9 protein-coding genes, 1 tRNA gene and 2 rRNA genes are annotated in these 15,863 nt (G+C 59.2%); 8 read left to right on the forward strand and 4 right to left on the reverse strand.

The window, feature by feature from the left end:
• The 8 genes from FY112_RS22815 to FY112_RS22850 form a co-directional block, all read left to right on the forward strand.
• On the forward strand, nt 1-413 hold a 413-nt coding region (locus FY112_RS22815), incomplete at its 5' end, for a helix-turn-helix domain-containing protein (protein WP_281408495.1).
• Nucleotides 414-579: 166 nt separating this feature from the next.
• A complete protein-coding gene (gene adh / locus FY112_RS22820; protein WP_151519347.1) occupies nt 580-2,088 on the forward strand; it encodes an aldehyde dehydrogenase in 1,509 nt (502 codons plus the stop codon).
• A 213-nt stretch (nt 2,089-2,301) separates the two neighbouring features.
• On the forward strand, nt 2,302-2,694 hold the full coding sequence (locus FY112_RS22825) for a DUF779 domain-containing protein (RefSeq protein WP_151519365.1): 393 nt from the start codon (nt 2,302-2,304) through the stop codon (nt 2,692-2,694).
• A gap of 239 nt (nt 2,695-2,933) precedes the next feature.
• Complete coding sequence (locus FY112_RS22830) at nt 2,934-3,641, forward strand: SDR family NAD(P)-dependent oxidoreductase (RefSeq protein ID WP_151519348.1); 708 nt, start codon at nt 2,934-2,936, stop codon at nt 3,639-3,641.
• Between the two features lie 236 nt (nt 3,642-3,877).
• Nucleotides 3,878-5,011 (forward strand): calcium:proton antiporter, encoded by a 1,134-nt coding sequence (locus FY112_RS22835; protein ID WP_131718773.1) that lies wholly within the window; start codon nt 3,878-3,880, stop codon nt 5,009-5,011.
• Nucleotides 5,012-5,148: 137 nt separating this feature from the next.
• Nucleotides 5,149-5,913, forward strand: coding sequence for a DUF4239 domain-containing protein (locus tag FY112_RS22840; RefSeq protein WP_131644665.1), 765 nt, complete (start codon nt 5,149-5,151; stop codon nt 5,911-5,913).
• Nucleotides 5,914-6,139: 226 nt separating this feature from the next.
• The gene (locus FY112_RS22845) at nt 6,140-7,336 is read left to right on the forward strand and encodes an efflux RND transporter periplasmic adaptor subunit (RefSeq protein WP_151519349.1); all 1,197 of its coding nucleotides are present in this window, start codon (nt 6,140-6,142) and stop codon (nt 7,334-7,336) included.
• A 41-nt stretch (nt 7,337-7,377) separates the two neighbouring features.
• Nucleotides 7,378-10,548 (forward strand): multidrug efflux RND transporter permease subunit, encoded by a 3,171-nt coding sequence (locus tag FY112_RS22850; RefSeq protein ID WP_151519350.1) that lies wholly within the window; start codon nt 7,378-7,380, stop codon nt 10,546-10,548.
• A gap of 95 nt (nt 10,549-10,643) precedes the next feature.
• On the opposite strand, the gene FY112_RS22855 is transcribed toward FY112_RS22850, so the two are convergent.
• The 4 genes from FY112_RS22855 to FY112_RS22870 all read right to left on the reverse strand — a co-directional run bounded on the left by FY112_RS22855 (nt 10,644) and on the right by FY112_RS22870 (nt 15,488).
• Nucleotides 10,644-11,456 carry a hypothetical protein gene (locus tag FY112_RS22855; protein ID WP_151519351.1) on the reverse strand — a complete coding sequence of 271 codons (813 nt, stop codon included), beginning with the start codon at nt 11,454-11,456 and terminating at the stop codon, nt 10,644-10,646.
• 524 nt (nt 11,457-11,980) lie between these two features.
• Nucleotides 11,981-12,057: transfer RNA gene (locus FY112_RS22860), tRNA-Met, on the reverse strand.
• Between the two features lie 130 nt (nt 12,058-12,187).
• Nucleotides 12,188-12,302: ribosomal RNA gene (gene rrf / locus FY112_RS22865) — 5S ribosomal RNA — on the reverse strand.
• Between the two features lie 308 nt (nt 12,303-12,610).
• Nucleotides 12,611-15,488 (reverse strand): 23S ribosomal RNA (locus FY112_RS22870).
• Nucleotides 15,489-15,863: the final 375 nt, after the last annotated feature.

A 15,863-nucleotide genomic window follows, 5' to 3' on the forward strand; every position in this document is an offset into this window, starting at 1 on the left:
ACGAGATGACGCTGGCAATCCTGACGCAGACCGTACGCGATGCCGCGATGCGCATCGAGCTCAACCTTTTCCGCTCGGCCTTTGCTGGCGCTCGTTTCCTGATGGTCCCGGCTGGCGCCAATTCCGCCGCCGCCCTGCTGGCCGTCGACAGGCACGACCTCGTGCTCGGTGCGACGCGCGCCGCCCGGATCGCGCTGCAGCTCGACGACAAACGTATCGCCGCCGGCATTCCGGCGGCCGATGCCCTGCACGAGGCTGGCGTCTCCCAGCAGGACGAGATCGTCGAGGCAGAGAAGGCGGCACTCTTGCGGGCACTGTCGCGCGCCGGTGGCAATGTCTCGCAGGCGGCGATCGCGCTCGGCATCAGCCGCGCCACGCTGCACAGGAAGATGAATAAGCTCAATCTCCACTGATCACGGTAAAGGTTCCGCTCCTGGAGCAATCGCCACCCGATGCTGTCGCAGGTCTGCGACACTGTGCGCTGCGGTATGGAAGACCCACCCTGTTCCCTCCGCCAAAACATGCACATTTTCCTCCCACTGGTTCGCTTGGGAACCTGGATCATCAAGGGAGGATGACATGCTTCATCAGAAAATCGTCGAGGCGCCGTTCAAGCTGAAATACGGCAACTATATCGGCGGCGAATGGCGCGAGCCGGTCGAAGGCAAATACTTCGAAAACCTGACGCCCGTCACCGGCGGCAAACTCTGCGACATTCCCCGCTCCAATGAAAAGGACGTCAACCTCGCGCTCGACGCCGCCCATGCGGCGAAGGAAAAATGGGGCCGCACCTCCGCTGCCGAGCGCTCCAATATCCTCATGAAGATCGCCCAGCGCATGGAAGACAAGCTGGAACTGCTCGCCCAGGCCGAGACCTGGGACAACGGCAAGCCGATCCGCGAAACCATGGCGGCCGACATTCCGCTGGCGATCGACCACTTCCGCTACTTCGCCTCCTGCATCCGCGCCCAGGAAGGTTCGATCGGCGAAATCGACCATGATACCGTCGCCTATCACTTCCATGAGCCGCTCGGCGTCGTCGGCCAGATCATTCCGTGGAACTTCCCGATCCTGATGGCCACCTGGAAGCTGGCGCCCGCGCTTGCCGCCGGCAACTGCGTCGTACTGAAGCCCGCCGAGCAGACCCCGGCCTCGATTCTGCTCTGGGCCGAGATTGTTGGCGATCTCCTGCCGCCCGGCGTGCTCAACATCGTCAACGGTTTCGGCCTCGAAGCCGGCAAGCCGCTGGCGACCAGCCCGCGCGTCGCCAAGATCGCCTTCACCGGCGAGACGACGACAGGCCGGCTCATCATGCAATATGCCAGCCAGAACCTCATTCCGGTGACGCTGGAGCTCGGCGGCAAATCGCCGAACATCTTCTTCGCCGATGTGATGGCCGAGGATGACGATTTCCTCGACAAGGCGCTCGAAGGTTTTGCGATGTTTGCCCTCAACCAGGGCGAAGTCTGCACCTGCCCGAGCCGCGCCCTCGTCCAGGAATCGATCTACGACCGCTTCATGGAAAAGGCGGTCAAACGCGTTGAGGCGATCAAGCAGGGCAACCCACTCGATAGCGCGACGATGATCGGCGCCCAGGCCTCGACCGAGCAGCTGGAAAAGATCCTCGCCTATCTCGATATCGGCAAGCAGGAAGGCGCGGAAGTGTTGACCGGCGGCTCGCGCAACGATCTCGGCGGCGAGTTGGCGAACGGCTATTATGTCAAGCCGACGATCTTCAGGGGTCACAACAAGATGCGTGTGTTCCAGGAAGAAATCTTCGGACCTGTGGTTTCGGTCACGACCTTCAAGAACGAGAAGGAAGCGCTCGAAATCGCCAACGACACGCTCTACGGCCTCGGCGCCGGTGTCTGGAGCCGCGACGCCAATCGCTGCTACCGTTTCGGCCGCGAGATCCAGGCTGGCCGCGTCTGGACCAACTGCTACCACGCCTACCCGGCCCATGCCGCCTTCGGCGGCTATAAGCAGTCGGGCATCGGCCGTGAAACCCACAAGATGATGCTCGACCACTACCAGCAGACCAAGAACATGTTGGTGAGCTACAGCCCGAAGGCCCTCGGCTTCTTCTGAGATGCTTCGGCATGGCGGGAGGGTCTCAAACCCCTCCCCCACCCCTCCCCACAAGGGGAAGGGGCTTAACCCATTGAACTGCCTCGTCAAAAACGTATCTTCTTGCCGAAACTTCAGCGAGGTGAGCTGTCGGAGCGGCATTATAAGTCCCTCCCCCTTGTGGGGAGGGGTTGGGGAGGGGAATTCTCCTCCCGAAACCTTGGAGTAAGAATGATGGAAACCCCTGTCAACGGCGAACCGCGTGTTCTCGCCACCGACGCAGCCCTCGATTTGATCTTGGAAATCCAGCGGGATCATCCCGATATCCTCTTCCACCAGTCCGGCGGCTGCTGCGACGGCTCCTCGCCGATGTGTTATCCGGCGAACGAATTCATGATCGGCGACAGCGACGTCAAGCTCGGCGAGATCGGCGGCGTGCCTGTCTATATCAGCGCCAGCCAGTTCGAGGCATGGAAGCATACGCAGCTGATCATCGACGTCGTGCCCGGCCGCGGCGGCATGTTCTCGCTCGACAATGGCCGCGAGAAGCGCTTCCTGACCCGCTCCCGCCTCTTCGGCGGCGGCGAGGCCTGCGCAGTGCCTGATGTGAAGGTCAGGTCGGTTTGATCCCACGGCACCTTCTGGCCGCTTCGGTCCGGCTGATGTCAACCGTCAGATCTCCGGGCTCGACGCGACCCTTTACCCTCGGACCCGATCCGGCGAAATATCACTGAAGTCTGGCCCGATAGGACCATCGGCCAATGACGAACGGAATTGCTCCTGCGGCAGACTTGCGCTGCCGCGCAGCCTGGATCAACAATGGGTGGCATCACCCAGCAGCAGGCACCCTCAGGAGATCGATTGCCATGAAAGACCAGAAAGCCGTGATCGTCACGGGAGCCGGCGGCAACCTCGGCAGCGCCGTTGTCCGCGAGCTTGCCAGCGCCGGCGCGAAACTCGTCTGCATGAACCGTTCGAGCAGTGAGCTGGAAGCCTTGGCCGGCGATCTTCCTGCCTCCACGGAGTTTCTGTCGATCGCGGGAACGGATCTCACTGATTATGCTTCCTGCGCCGCCGCCGTCGCCCGAGCCGTCAAGCGCTTTGGCGGCGTCAGCGCATTGGTCAACACCGTCGGCGGTTTCCAGATGGGACCGGTCGGGCCGGAGGCGCCCGCGCAGTGGGAGACGATGATGACCGCAAACGCCCGCACTGCGCTGACAATCAGCGCCGCGGTTCTCCCGACCATGAAGGCGGCAGGCTACGGCCGCATCGTTCATATCGCCGCCGCGCCCGGCCTGAAGGCCGGCGCCAAGCAGGCCGCTTACGCCGCCTCGAAAGCCGCCGTCATCCGGCTGACCGAGGCGATCGCCGCCGAATGCCGCGACGATCGCATCACCGCCAACTGCATCCTGCCCGGGACGATCGACACGCCTGAGAACCGCGCAGCCATGCCCGATGCGAAGACGGACGGTTGGGTATCGCCGCAATCGATAGCCCGCCTCATCGCCTTCCTGATTTCGCCGGCCGCAGCCGTCGTCACCGGCGCGGCAATCCCGGCGACCGGCCGCGAATAACCCAAGGCGCGGCGTGATCGACCGTCGGCGACTGCTCCCTTGTCGAGATCCGTGGGTGATGAACGACAGAGCCCTACAAGTTTTAATCAGTGATTTACGATCTGACTTGAGCTTCGGTTCGCCTTGAGGCAGCGTCGTCTGTGCCTGCTCATGGGACAGGCAAAAGAACAGCGGACGGACACCATGGTGTTGATGATCGCATTGCGCCGGCATTTGCTAGAAGGCGGGTGGTTTCGATGACGGACGGTCCGGCATTGCGCGCTGTCGGCCCAAGCAGCCTGATACGCGAGGAATGGTTCCTGGGCGTCAGCGTCGTGACGAGCTTAGCGTTTCTTGCCTTCCAGGAGCAGCTCTTCGGCCGGCTTGCCGATCCGCTATGGTTCAGTGTCGTTTTCGTCTGGCTGTTTGCCGTCGTCCTCGGCTCCGCACTGTCGGTCGTGCGGCACGCGGATCATTTGGCTGAGCGGCTGAAGGAGCCCTACGGCACGCTTATTCTGACGCTTGCCATCACCTCGATCGAGGTGATGGCAATATCAGCCGTCATGCTTCACGGCGAGAACAATCCCACGCTCGCGCGCGACACGCTGTTCGCAGTCGTCATGATCATCCTGAACGGCATGGTCGGCCTGTCCTTGCTGCTGGGCGCATGGCGGCGACCGGAACAGCAGCATAACCTGCAGGGCGCCAACGCTTATCTCGGGGTCATCGTGCCGCTGGCGACCCTGAGCCTGGTGATGCCGACATTTCTTGCAGGCCCGGACGGACAGCATCCATCCGCACCGAGACAACTGATACTGGGTATAATATCGGTCGGTCTTTACGCTACGTTTCTGTTTCTTCAGGCCGGCCGCCATCGGGACTATTTCGCCGACGACAGCAATCGCCACGAGCATCATGGTGAACATGCTCCTCCCCGCGGGCCGGTTTGGCCTCATGCCATTCTGCTTTTAGCCTATATGGGCCCCGTCGTCTTTCTGGTCGAACAGCTTGCGCGGCCGATCGATTACATTATCGAAACCCTGCATGCCCCGACCGCGTTTGGCGGTGTTGTCATGGCCATCCTTGTCGCGACGCCCGAGGCAATCAGCGCCGTGCGTGCATCCATCGCCAATAATCTTCAGCGTTCCGTCAACATCTTCCTTGGTTCGGTGCTGTCAACGATCGGGCTGACCGTGCCGGCAATGCTTGTCATCAGCCGTCTTTACGGGCACCCGGTGAAGCTGGGCCTCGAACATGGAGATCTGGTGATGCTCCTGCTCACTCTGGCCGTCAGCATCATCACCTTTGCCAGCGGCCGCACGCATCTCATGCAAGGTGCGGTCCATCTGGTGCTTTTCCTGGCTTACGTGCTGCTCATTTTCCAGCAATGAAATCCGCCCAATTACGGCCGCACAAGATCTGGAAGTTAAGAGTTCCGCGCTTGGTCCGTCTTCCGCTATGATGACGGGAGCTATTGCACAGCTTGCAGGGTGGCTGCAGGACTTACGTGGCGATACGGAGGCCGGACTTGGGCTCACTGTTGGTTGGCGGGCTTGTCTTTGTTTTTCTGTCGATGGCAACATCGATAGGATTGGTGGTGCGCGGCCGTTTGCCGGATCACCATCTCAATGCAGAATCCAAGGACGTCATCAGGCTGGCGACCGCGGTGGTGGGAACGCTGTCGGCTCTGACGCTCGGCCTTCTGATTGCATCCGCCAAGTCGTCCTATGACAATGCCGAAGTGGAGATGAGAACGGCCGCGGCACGGGTACTCCTGCTTGACCGCGTGATGGCGCAATACGGGCCGGAAACCGACAAAGCGCGTCAATTGCTGCGTGAACTCATAGAGAGACGGCTGAGCCGCGGCTGGACTGCTGAGACCACCGACGAAACATTCGGCAATGCGCCGGGGGAATATCAGGATATCGAGGCGGTTCAGGCCGTCCTTCGATCCCTGTTGCCGAGGGGTGCCGTGCAGCACTCTCTCCAAGCGCGTGCTGTTGAGGTGAGCGGCATGATGGCCGAGGCCCACTGGCTGCTGGTCGAATCCGGAGAAGAGGGTCTGCCATGGGCCTTTGTCACCGTTCTCGTCTGTTGGCTCTCGCTGCTCTTTGCGACCTTCGGGCTGCAGGCGCCGGCCAATCTGACGGTGCTGTCAATTCTGCTCGTCTGCGCCCTATCCGTCGCCGGCGCCATCTTCCTGGTTTCGGACATGGCGAACCCGTATCTCGGGCTGATCCGCGTTTCGGACGCACCATTACAATCTGCCATCGAACGGCTCGGGAAACCGTAGCCGCGTCATGGCATCCATCGAGGACGAACTCGCAGTTGAATTGCGCACCAACAGCTATTGCAATTTTTAGCAATGCCGCGACATAATATCGCATGCCCGGAACTTTTCGGAGAGGGGTCGTCTCCACCGAGGCATGCATGAAGACTACAGCGCCGCGCGTCTTTTTCAGACGCGCAAATGACGCTGTATGCCTTTGAAAGAGCTCGTAAACATCGGGGCGGCGGCAATGCGTGTGAGATTGTATCAGGGTCTGCACCTGTCTGTGGTGCTCGCCGGCATGGCAATTCTCGCTGGCTGTGAGAAAAGCGGCAATACTTACGTCGCCCCTCCTCCACCTCCGGTTCGGGTCGCCCAGCCGATCCAGCAACCGGTGACGCTCTATTTTGAACTCACCGGCAATACGGTGCCGCTCAACTCAGTTGATATCGAGGCGCGCGTCCAAGGCTACGTCCAATCGATCGACTACCAGGACGGCATGACGGTGATGAAGGGCACCAAGCTCTTCGGAATTGAGCGCAACACCTATCAGGCGCAACTGGATCAGGCGAAGGCATCCCTTGCCTCGCAACATGCGTCTCAGGTCGGCGCACAGCAGGAATACGACCGGCAGCTCAATCTATCGAGGCAACAGGTCACAACGCAGACCGCGGTCGACAGCGCCAAGGCGACGCTCGACGAGGCGAATGCGTCCATCCTCAATGCCCAGGCCAATCTCGATCTCGCGACGATCAACCTCGGATATACGGAGGTGTTTGCCCCCTTCGACGGCACAGTCACCGATCACCTCGTCGATATCGGCGCTCTTGTCGGCGTATCCGGTCCCACCAAACTCGCCAGCATCGTTCAGACAGATCCGCTTTATGCCTATTTCAACGTTAGCGAAACCCAGGTGCTGATGATCAAGGAAACCCTGGCAAGGCAGGGGCGCACCTTCAAGCAGACGGACCTTCCAAGCATTCCGGCGGAGCTCGGCCTGCAGACCGAGGAAGGCTACCCGCATAAGGGACATCTCGATTACGTCTCGCCGCAGCTCGATGCCTCCACAGGCACGCTTCAGGTGCGCGCCCTGTTCGACAACAAGGACCATGCCATGCTGCCCGGTCTCTTCGTGCGGGTTCGGGTGCCGGTCGGCCATAGCGACAAGGCTTTGCTGGTGCGCGATGACGCCATCGGGACAAACCAGCTGGGCAGCTACCTGCTTGTTCTCGGCAAGGACGACGTCGTCGAACAGAAGCAGGTCAAGACCGGCCAGCGCGAAGGTGCGCTCCGTGTCATCGACTCCGGCCTCGATCCCGCCGACTGGGTCGTAACCCAAGGTATCCAGCAGGCCATCCCCGGCAGCAAGGTCACGCCCGAGAAGATCGAAATGAATCCACCGGCAGCTGCCACCGGCGATGCCAAGGCCAAGACCACCACGCAATGAATCCGCCGCCATGCTTCATCTGAACGTCTAAGGACAACAGCATGATCTCGCGTTTCTTCATCGAGCGACCGATACTCGCCAATGTTCTGGCATTGGTTTTCGTGCTCATCGGCGCGGTCGCCCTGTTCCAGCTGCCTGTGGCGCAATATCCGAACGTCGTTCCGCCGACGGTGCAGGTGACGACGCGCTTCCCGGGCGCCAGCGCCCAGACCCTCGTCGACACCGTCGCGCTGCCGATCGAGCAGCAGGTCAACGGCGTGCAGGACATGCTCTACATGCAGTCGACAAGCGCCAGCGACGGCACTTATTCCCTGACCGTGACCTTTGCCATTGGAACCGATCCGGACCAGGCCCAGGTTCTGGTGCAAAATCGCGTTGCCATTGCGATGTCATCGCTTCCCGAAGCGGTGCAGCTTCAGGGCGTGACGACGCAAAAGAAATCGACGGCGATCCTTGGCTTCGTCAGCCTGACCTCGCCCGATAGCCGCTATGACAGCCTTTTCCTGTCGAACTACGCCGTCATCAATCTGCAGAATGACCTCGCTCGCCTGCCGGGTGTCGGCAACGTCACCGTTTTCGGTGCCGGCCAATATGCCATGCGCATCTGGATGGATCCGAACCTACTGCAGGCACGCGGCCTGACGCCGCAGGATGTGGTCAGCGTCGTGCAGCAGCAAAGCCAGGAGGTTGCCGCCGGCCAGATCGGCATTCCGCCGGTGCCGAAGGGGCAGGTCTTCCAATACACGCTGAACGTCAATGGCCGATTGAACGAGGCGGCCGACTACGAAAACATCGTCGTCAAGGTCGAGAGCGGACAGGGCGGCCGCGTCACCCGCATCCGCGATATCGGCCGCGTCGAACTCGGCGCCCAGACCTACAGCCAATCCTTCATGCAGAACGGCCGGCCGGCAGCCGGTATCGGCATTTTTCAGCTGCCGGAGGCGAATGCCATTGCGGTGGCGCAGGCGGTGAATACAAAAATGCAGGAGCTCTCGAAGAGCTTCCCGCCGGGCCTCGAATATCACGTGCCGTTCGACACGACGAAATTCGTCGACGCTTCCATCGACGAAGTTTACGTCACCTTGATCGAGGCGGGCGTTCTCGTTCTCATCGTCATTCTCGTTTTCCTGCAGGATTGGCGGGCGATGCTCGTGCCGGCGACCACAGTTCCCGTCACCATCATCGGCGCCTTCGCGGCCATGGCGGCACTGGGCTTTACCGTCAACCTGTCGACGCTGTTTGCCATCGTTCTCGCCATCGGCATCGTCGTCGATGATGCCATTGTCATCGTTGAAGGTGTCGCCCGACACATCGAAGCGGGCATGTCCGGCCGAAAGGCGGCCGAAAAGGCGATGGAGGAACTGCTCGGCCCGGTCATCGGCATCACGCTGGTGCTGATGGCGGTTTTCATTCCGGCTGCCTTCCTGCCCGGCCTGACCGGACAGCTCTATCGGCAGTTCGCCCTCGTCATCGCCGCCACGGCGCTGATCAGCGCCATCAATGCCGTCACGCTGAAACCGACGCAATGCGCCCTTTGGCTACGCCCGCCGGTCCCGCCCGAGAAACGCAACATCTTCTATCGCGGCTTCAACAGGGTCTACGACAGGGGTGAACGCAGCTATGCAGGGCTGATCGGATCGATGACCCGCCACAGCGGCATCATGGTCATAGCAGCACTCGCGCTGATCGGTGTCGCCGTCTGGGGGCTCGCCCGTCTGCCGACTGCGTTTCTGCCCATCGAGGATCAAGGCTATGTTTTGATCAGTGCGCAGCTGCCCGACGGCGCATCGAAGGAGCGCACCGACGCGGTGATGGAAGAGGTCGGCAAGATCGCCGAAGCCACACCTGGCGTCGACCAGGTGCTGACCATCAGCGGCATCTCCGTTCTCGACAACAATGCCAGCCTGCAGAATGCCGGCGTCGCCTATGTCGTGCTGAAGGATTGGGACGAGCGCGGCAAGCAAAAGGGGCAGGATCTGCTGTCGATCTACCAGCATTTGAACGGCGCGCTGCAAAGCGTGCTCGCCGCCAAGACGCTGGTGGTGGTACCGCCTCCGATCCAGGGCGTCGGCAATGCCAGCGGCTTTACCATGCAGGTCGAGATCAGGAACGGCATTTCCGACTACCCGCTGCTGCAATCGCTTGCCGACACAATCGTCAAGAACGGCAGTGCCCAATCGTCGCTGCAAAGGCTGAGCACGCCTTTTCGTTCGAACGTGCCGCAACTTGCCGTTTCCGTCGATCGGATCAAGGCGGAGACACTGGGAATTACGGTGGGCCAGGTCTTCTCCGCTCTCTCCGGCTATGTCGGATCGAGCTATGTCACCCAGTTCAACAAATTTGGCCGCACCTTCCAGGTCTATGCGCAAGCTGCTTCCGATTTCCGGGTCAGCGCCGAAGACATCCGCAATCTGAAGGTCAAAGCCGGCGATGGGACGATGGTGCCGCTCGGCACGGTCGTCGATGTCAGGACGACACAAGGCCCCTCCCTGATCAGCCTCTACAATCTCTACCCATCCGCAACGATCGTTGGCGGGCCTGCTGCCGGCTTCAGTTCCGGCCAATCGCTCGACGTCATGGAGCAGATTGCCGATCAGACACTGCCGCCGGGCACAGGCTTCGAATGGACGGCGCTGTCCTATCAGGAGAAGGCCGTGGGCGGGCAGATCTATTTCATCTTCGCGCTTGCCATGCTCCTCGTCTATTTCGTGCTCGCGGGCCAATATGAAAGCTGGATCTTGCCGCTCGCGGTCCTTCTCGCCGTGCCGCTTGCTCTCCTCGGCACGGTGGCAGCGCTTATGGCAGCCGGCGTTGCCAACAACCTCTATACGCAGATCGGCCTTATCCTGCTGATCGCGCTTGCATCGAAGAATGCCATCCTCATCGTCGAATACGCTAGGGAAAGGCGGGCGGAAGGCATGGAAATACTGGATGCGGCCGTCGAGGCCGCCCGCTTGCGTTTCCGGCCAATTCTGATGACATCCTTCGCCTTTATCCTCGGCGTCCTGCCGCTCGTGCTGGCGACCGGCGCCGGCGCATCCGCCCGCAAATCGATCGGCATATCGGTTTTCAGCGGCATGATCGCCTCGACCTGCCTCGCCGTGCTCTTCGTACCGTCTTTCTACGTCCTGTTGCAGCGCCTCGAGGAATATTGGAAAGGGCGCACAAAGACCGCAGGCGTTGCAGAGGCGGAGATATCGAAGGTTCAGTAAGGTTGTTGCAACAGCCTGTCGCGCAATCGCCTGCGGTTTCGCGCGGAGGCAGGTTGCTGTTGAGGTCTCTTCACAGAGCAAGTTTCGAACAGACCCTATAGTCCCGAGGTCAGCACCCTATGACAGGCAGGCGACACGCGTTGCAGATTGTCCCGCAGGCAAGCCATAGCCCGCCCTCCGCCCAAAGGCACCATGCGACACAGTGCCTGAAAATCCGATCCGCAGGTTTCGCGCAGGATCATCAGTTCCTCGCGCGGCGAGAAGGCCGGCATCATGGCTCGAGGAGCAGGAGTGGTCGCAACCGTCGCCGCGGCACCGCCGCTGGCCGGGGTTGATCCGGCTGATCCTCCCCCCGCTGATCCTCCCAAGGCCGCAACGGCTTGCTGACACGGCGCCGATAGAGCGGCATTGTGCTGCTGCAAGCAGCTGAGTGCCTCGGTGCCGCCCGGCGTGACGCCGGAGCATTGCGCCATGAAATCGCGTTGGCAGGCCGATTTGACGGCGTTGCGCTGCGCCTGCGTCGGCTGATGCGCCGGTGCGCCCGTCGCCGGCGCCGGGCTGGTCGCCCCAGTGGTTGCGGGCGCAGCCGGAGCCGGGTCCGCGGATGTCGACTTGGGTTTGCTTATCGCCGACACCGCCTTCCGGCAACCGGCCGAAAGCGTGGCGCTATGCTGCTGCAGACAAGTGAGCGCCTCGATACCGCCCGGCGTCACCCCTGAACATTGCGCTATGAAATCGGAGCGGCATTCCGCCCTGATCGCATTGCGCTGCTCTTCAGTCGGCGCCTGCGCGGAAGCGACACCGGCAAAGAGCACCACGACAAAGAGCGCTGGCAATCCCGAGACTGCAAACGGAAGACGACACCTTGCATGCGGAGCCGTCAGTAAAGAAGATGGCCATTCTCGCATTTATTCATCCCCCATAAATCTCTGATCTACTTCATGAAATCGAATACTCTTGCTGAATAGAATAACCAGCGCCCGCCAATTGGAGGGACGTTGCGTGCTGTTATGGAAATATTAAAATGCCGGCTCCACGTATATTAGAATATTATTGTTTTATCAACTGTGTACTCCTGCCCTGAAAGTTGATCATACGCCCATAGGACTTTCGCTTGCCGCAGTATCCCGACTAGAAAGGCCCCGCGGACCCGACGGGCATACGTTCACGACCGTTGCCGGAACGCGGCTTAGCTTGCAGCAGCGGTTTCCGACGTCAAATCTCGCGTGGCCACGCCATTTGGCAACGCAAAAAGCCCCTGCATGACAGGGGCTTGGGAGTATCTATGGGAAGGTTTGGTTGCGGGGGCAGGATTTGTTGTTTTCTGTCCCGCTGCGTCGGCTACGCCTTTTTGCGGGCCCCTGATTAGGCATTAAACCCTCGACCCGTTACGAGATACACAAAAGCCCGCACGAGGCGGGCTTTTGTGTATTGGTTGCGGGGGCAGGATTTGAACCTGCGGCCTTCAGGTTATGAGCCTGACGAGCTACCGGGCTGCTCCACCCCGCGCCATGTGCAAATCTTTGAGATTTGCTTCGGTATTATAACACAAAAGGCCGCTTTGTGAGCGGCCCTTTGTTTCGGCTTTGGGCCGTTGGCTGTGAATGAGAAGATTGTTTTACATAGTTGCGTTTTGCAGACCTGGCAGCGACCTACTCTCCCGCGTCTTAAGACGAAGTACCATGGGCGCAGGGGCGTTTCACGGCCGTGTTCGGAAAGGGAACGGGTGCAGCCACCCCGCCATAACCACCAGGTCGGCAAAGCGCAACTTTGTTGTTTTGAGAAGCTGGGTTTGGAGCGAATAGGGAGTAGCGAATAGCGAATAGGGCTATTTTCTTCTCTTTCGCTGGTTTTGAACACGTCTTTGGAACCTTTTCCGGCTGCGGGTGCTTGTGGCACCCATACAGGCCAGAGGCCGTCGCCAATCGTTTGGCGCGCCGTCCGCAGCGCCATTGGCGCGTGAGGACAAAGGTCTGGATCATCGAACCGGACGAAGGCAAAGCCTTCGCCGGGTCAGGACGACCGCTTTGCGGTCGCCTTGAGATGAGCATAGTCAATGAGAACGATCAAGCCAATCGAGCTATTAGTACCGGTAAGCTTCATGCGTTGCCGCACTTCCACACCCGGCCTATCAACGTGGTCGTCTTCCACGGCTCTGATAGGGAATACTCGTTTTCAGGTGGGTTTCCCGCTTAGATGCCTTCAGCGGTTATCCCGTCCATATGTAGCTACCCTGCTATGCCCTTGGCAGGACAACAGGTCCACCAGAGATATGTCCATCCCGGTCCTCTCGTACTAGGGACAGATCCTGTCAATATTCCTACACCCACGGCAGATAGGGACCGAACTGTCTCACGACGTTCTGAACCCAGCTCACGTACCGCTTTAATTGGCGAACAGCCAAACCCTTGGGACCTGCTCCAGCCCCAGGATGCGATGAGCCGACATCGAGGTGCCAAACAACCCCGTCGATATGGACTCTTGGGGGTCATCAGCCTGTTATCCCCGGCGTACCTTTTATCCGTTGAGCGATGGCCCTTCCACGCGGGACCACCGGATCACTATGACCGACTTTCGTCTCTGCTCGACTTGTCAGTCTCGCAGTCAGGCGGGCTTATGCCATTGCACTCGACGACCGATTTCCGACCGGTCTGAGCCCACCATCGCGCGCCTCCGTTACTCTTTCGGAGGCGACCGCCCCAGTCAAACTACCCACCATACACTGTCCCGGACCCGGATAACGGGCCGCGGTTAGACATCCATGACGATAAGGGTGGTATTTCAAGGATGGCTCCACGGAAACTGGCGTCCCCGCTTCAAAGCCTACCACCTATCCTACACATGCCGACACGAATGCCAGTGTAAAGCTATAGTAAAGGTGCACGGGGTCTTTCCGTCTGACCGCAGGAACCCCGCATCTTCACGGGGAATTCAATTTCACTGAGTCTATGTTGGAGACAGCGGGGAAGTCGTTACGCCATTCGTGCAGGTCGGAACTTACCCGACAAGGAATTTCGCTACCTTAGGACCGTTATAGTTACGGCCGCCGTTTACTGGGGCTTCGATTCAAAGCTTGCACCTCTCCTCTTAACCTTCCAGCACCGGGCAGGCGTCAGACCCTATACGTCGTCTTGCGACTTCGCAGAGCCCTGTGTTTTTGATAAACAGTCGCTACCCCCTGGTCTGTGCCACCCCATAATAGTTGCCTAGCATGGGGTCACGCTTCTTCCGAAGTTACGCGTGCAATTTGCCGAGTTCCTTCAACATAGTTCTCTCAAGCGCCTTGGTATACTCTACCTGACCACCTGTGTCGGTTTCGGGTACGGTCTATACGGTGGAGCTATTTCCTGGAACCGCTCCGCTGCCCATCCAATCCAATTAGAATGAACAACTTGTGCAATCCGTCACTACCACCAGGCCCACGAATATTAACGTGGTTCCCATCGACTACGCATTTCTGCCTCGCCTTAGGGGCCGGCTAACCCTGCTCAGATTAACTTTAAGCAGGAACCCTTGGTCTTTCGGCGAGAGGGTCTCTCACCCTCTTTATCGTTACTCATGTCAACATTCGCACTTCCGATACCTCCAGGAGCCCTCACGGGTCTCCCTTCATCAGCTTACGGAACGCTCCGCTACCACTTGCGATTACTCGCAAATCCTCAGCTTCGGTGCATGGCTTCAGCCCCGTTACATTTTCGGCGCAAAGACCCTTATTTAGACCAGTGAGCTGTTACGCTTTCTTTAAATGATGGCTGCTTCTAAGCCAACATCCTGGTTGTTTTGGGATCCTCACATCCTTTCCCACTTAGCCATGACTTGGGGACCTTAGCTGGAGGTTAGGGTTGTTGCCCTTTTCACGACGGACGTTAGCACCCGCCGTGTGTCTGCCGAGTAGTACTCCCCGGTATTCGGAGTTTGGTTAGGATCAGTAAGACGGTGAGTCCCCATAGCCCATCCAGTGCTCTACCCCCGGGGGTATTCGCTCGACGCTCTACCTAAATAGATTTCGCGGAGAACCAGCTATTTCCGAGTTTGATTGGCCTTTCACCCCTAGCCACAAGTCATCCCAATCTATTGCAACAGATGCGGGTTCGGTCCTCCAGTTGGTGTTACCCAACCTTCAACCTGCTCATGGCTAGATCACTCGGTTTCGGGTCTAATGCAACAAACTAAATCGCCCTATTCAGACTCGCTTTCGCTGCGCCTACACCTACCGGCTTAAGCTTGCTTGTTACACTAAGTCGTTGACCCATTATACAAAAGGTACGCCGTCACCCTTGCGGGCTCCGACTGTTTGTAGGCATCCGGTTTCAGGTTCTATTTCACTCCCCTTGTCGGGGTGCTTTTCACCTTTCCCTCACGGTACTTGTTCGCTATCGGTCATGCACGAGTACTTAGGCTTGGAGAGTGGTCTCCCCATGTTCAGACAGGATTTCTCGTGTCCCGCCCTACTCTAGGACAATCATGATATCTACGCGTACGGGGCTGTCACCCACTACGGCCGCACTTTCCAGAGCGTTCCACTTTAATCACAATTGCCACTGGCCTGGTCCGCGTTCGCTCGCCACTACTTGCGGAGTCTCGGTTGATGTCCTTTCCTGCAGGTACTTAGATGTTTCAGTTCCCTGCGTTCGCTTCTTACACCCTATGTATTCAGGTGTAGATACCTTATCACAATGCTTGGAAACCTGAGGCGTCTTCGACGCAGCGAATAGCCAATAGCGAATAGTTTTTGAATTCTATTCGCTATTCGCTAAATCCTATTCGCTCATGCGCCACCGGCGCATCAGATTTCCCAAGCATTTAAGGTGGGTTGCCCCATTCGGAGATCCATGGATCAAAGCTCATTCGCAGCTCCCCACGGCTTTTCGCAGCGTATCACGTCCTTCATCGCCTGTGCATGCCAAGGCATCCACCAAATGCCCTTACGACACTTAATCGTTCTCATTGCCAATGCTCATCGTCTCGTTGCCCGTTCCTAAGGAACGGCAACAGACCGGGTTACCTTTTACAACCCAGTCAATCCAACAATGCCATTAACGTGTTCGACAGGTCTGCTTTATTGGAGCTACGCCGAGCAGCTCGCTTGCAGCCTGTCTTAAGACCAGCTTCTCGAGATATGATCCGATACCGCGCGGTCAGGCAACGGTAATCAAGTCGTCCGTCAGATGCTCATCCCTAAAGACAGCAAACAACAACGACCCAGAGCGACAAGCTTCCTTCCTACCTCCAGTCCTTCACCCATATCCGGCCGGCTAGGCCATCCATGGGATCATCAGAACTGGGCTCGGACGCCTTGGGCAGAACCCAAAACA

Origin of the sequence: Rhizobium sp. PEPV16 (genome assembly GCF_008919455.1) — a bacterium.
In the GTDB taxonomy this organism is placed as follows: domain Bacteria; phylum Pseudomonadota; class Alphaproteobacteria; order Rhizobiales; family Rhizobiaceae; genus Rhizobium; species Rhizobium leguminosarum_Q.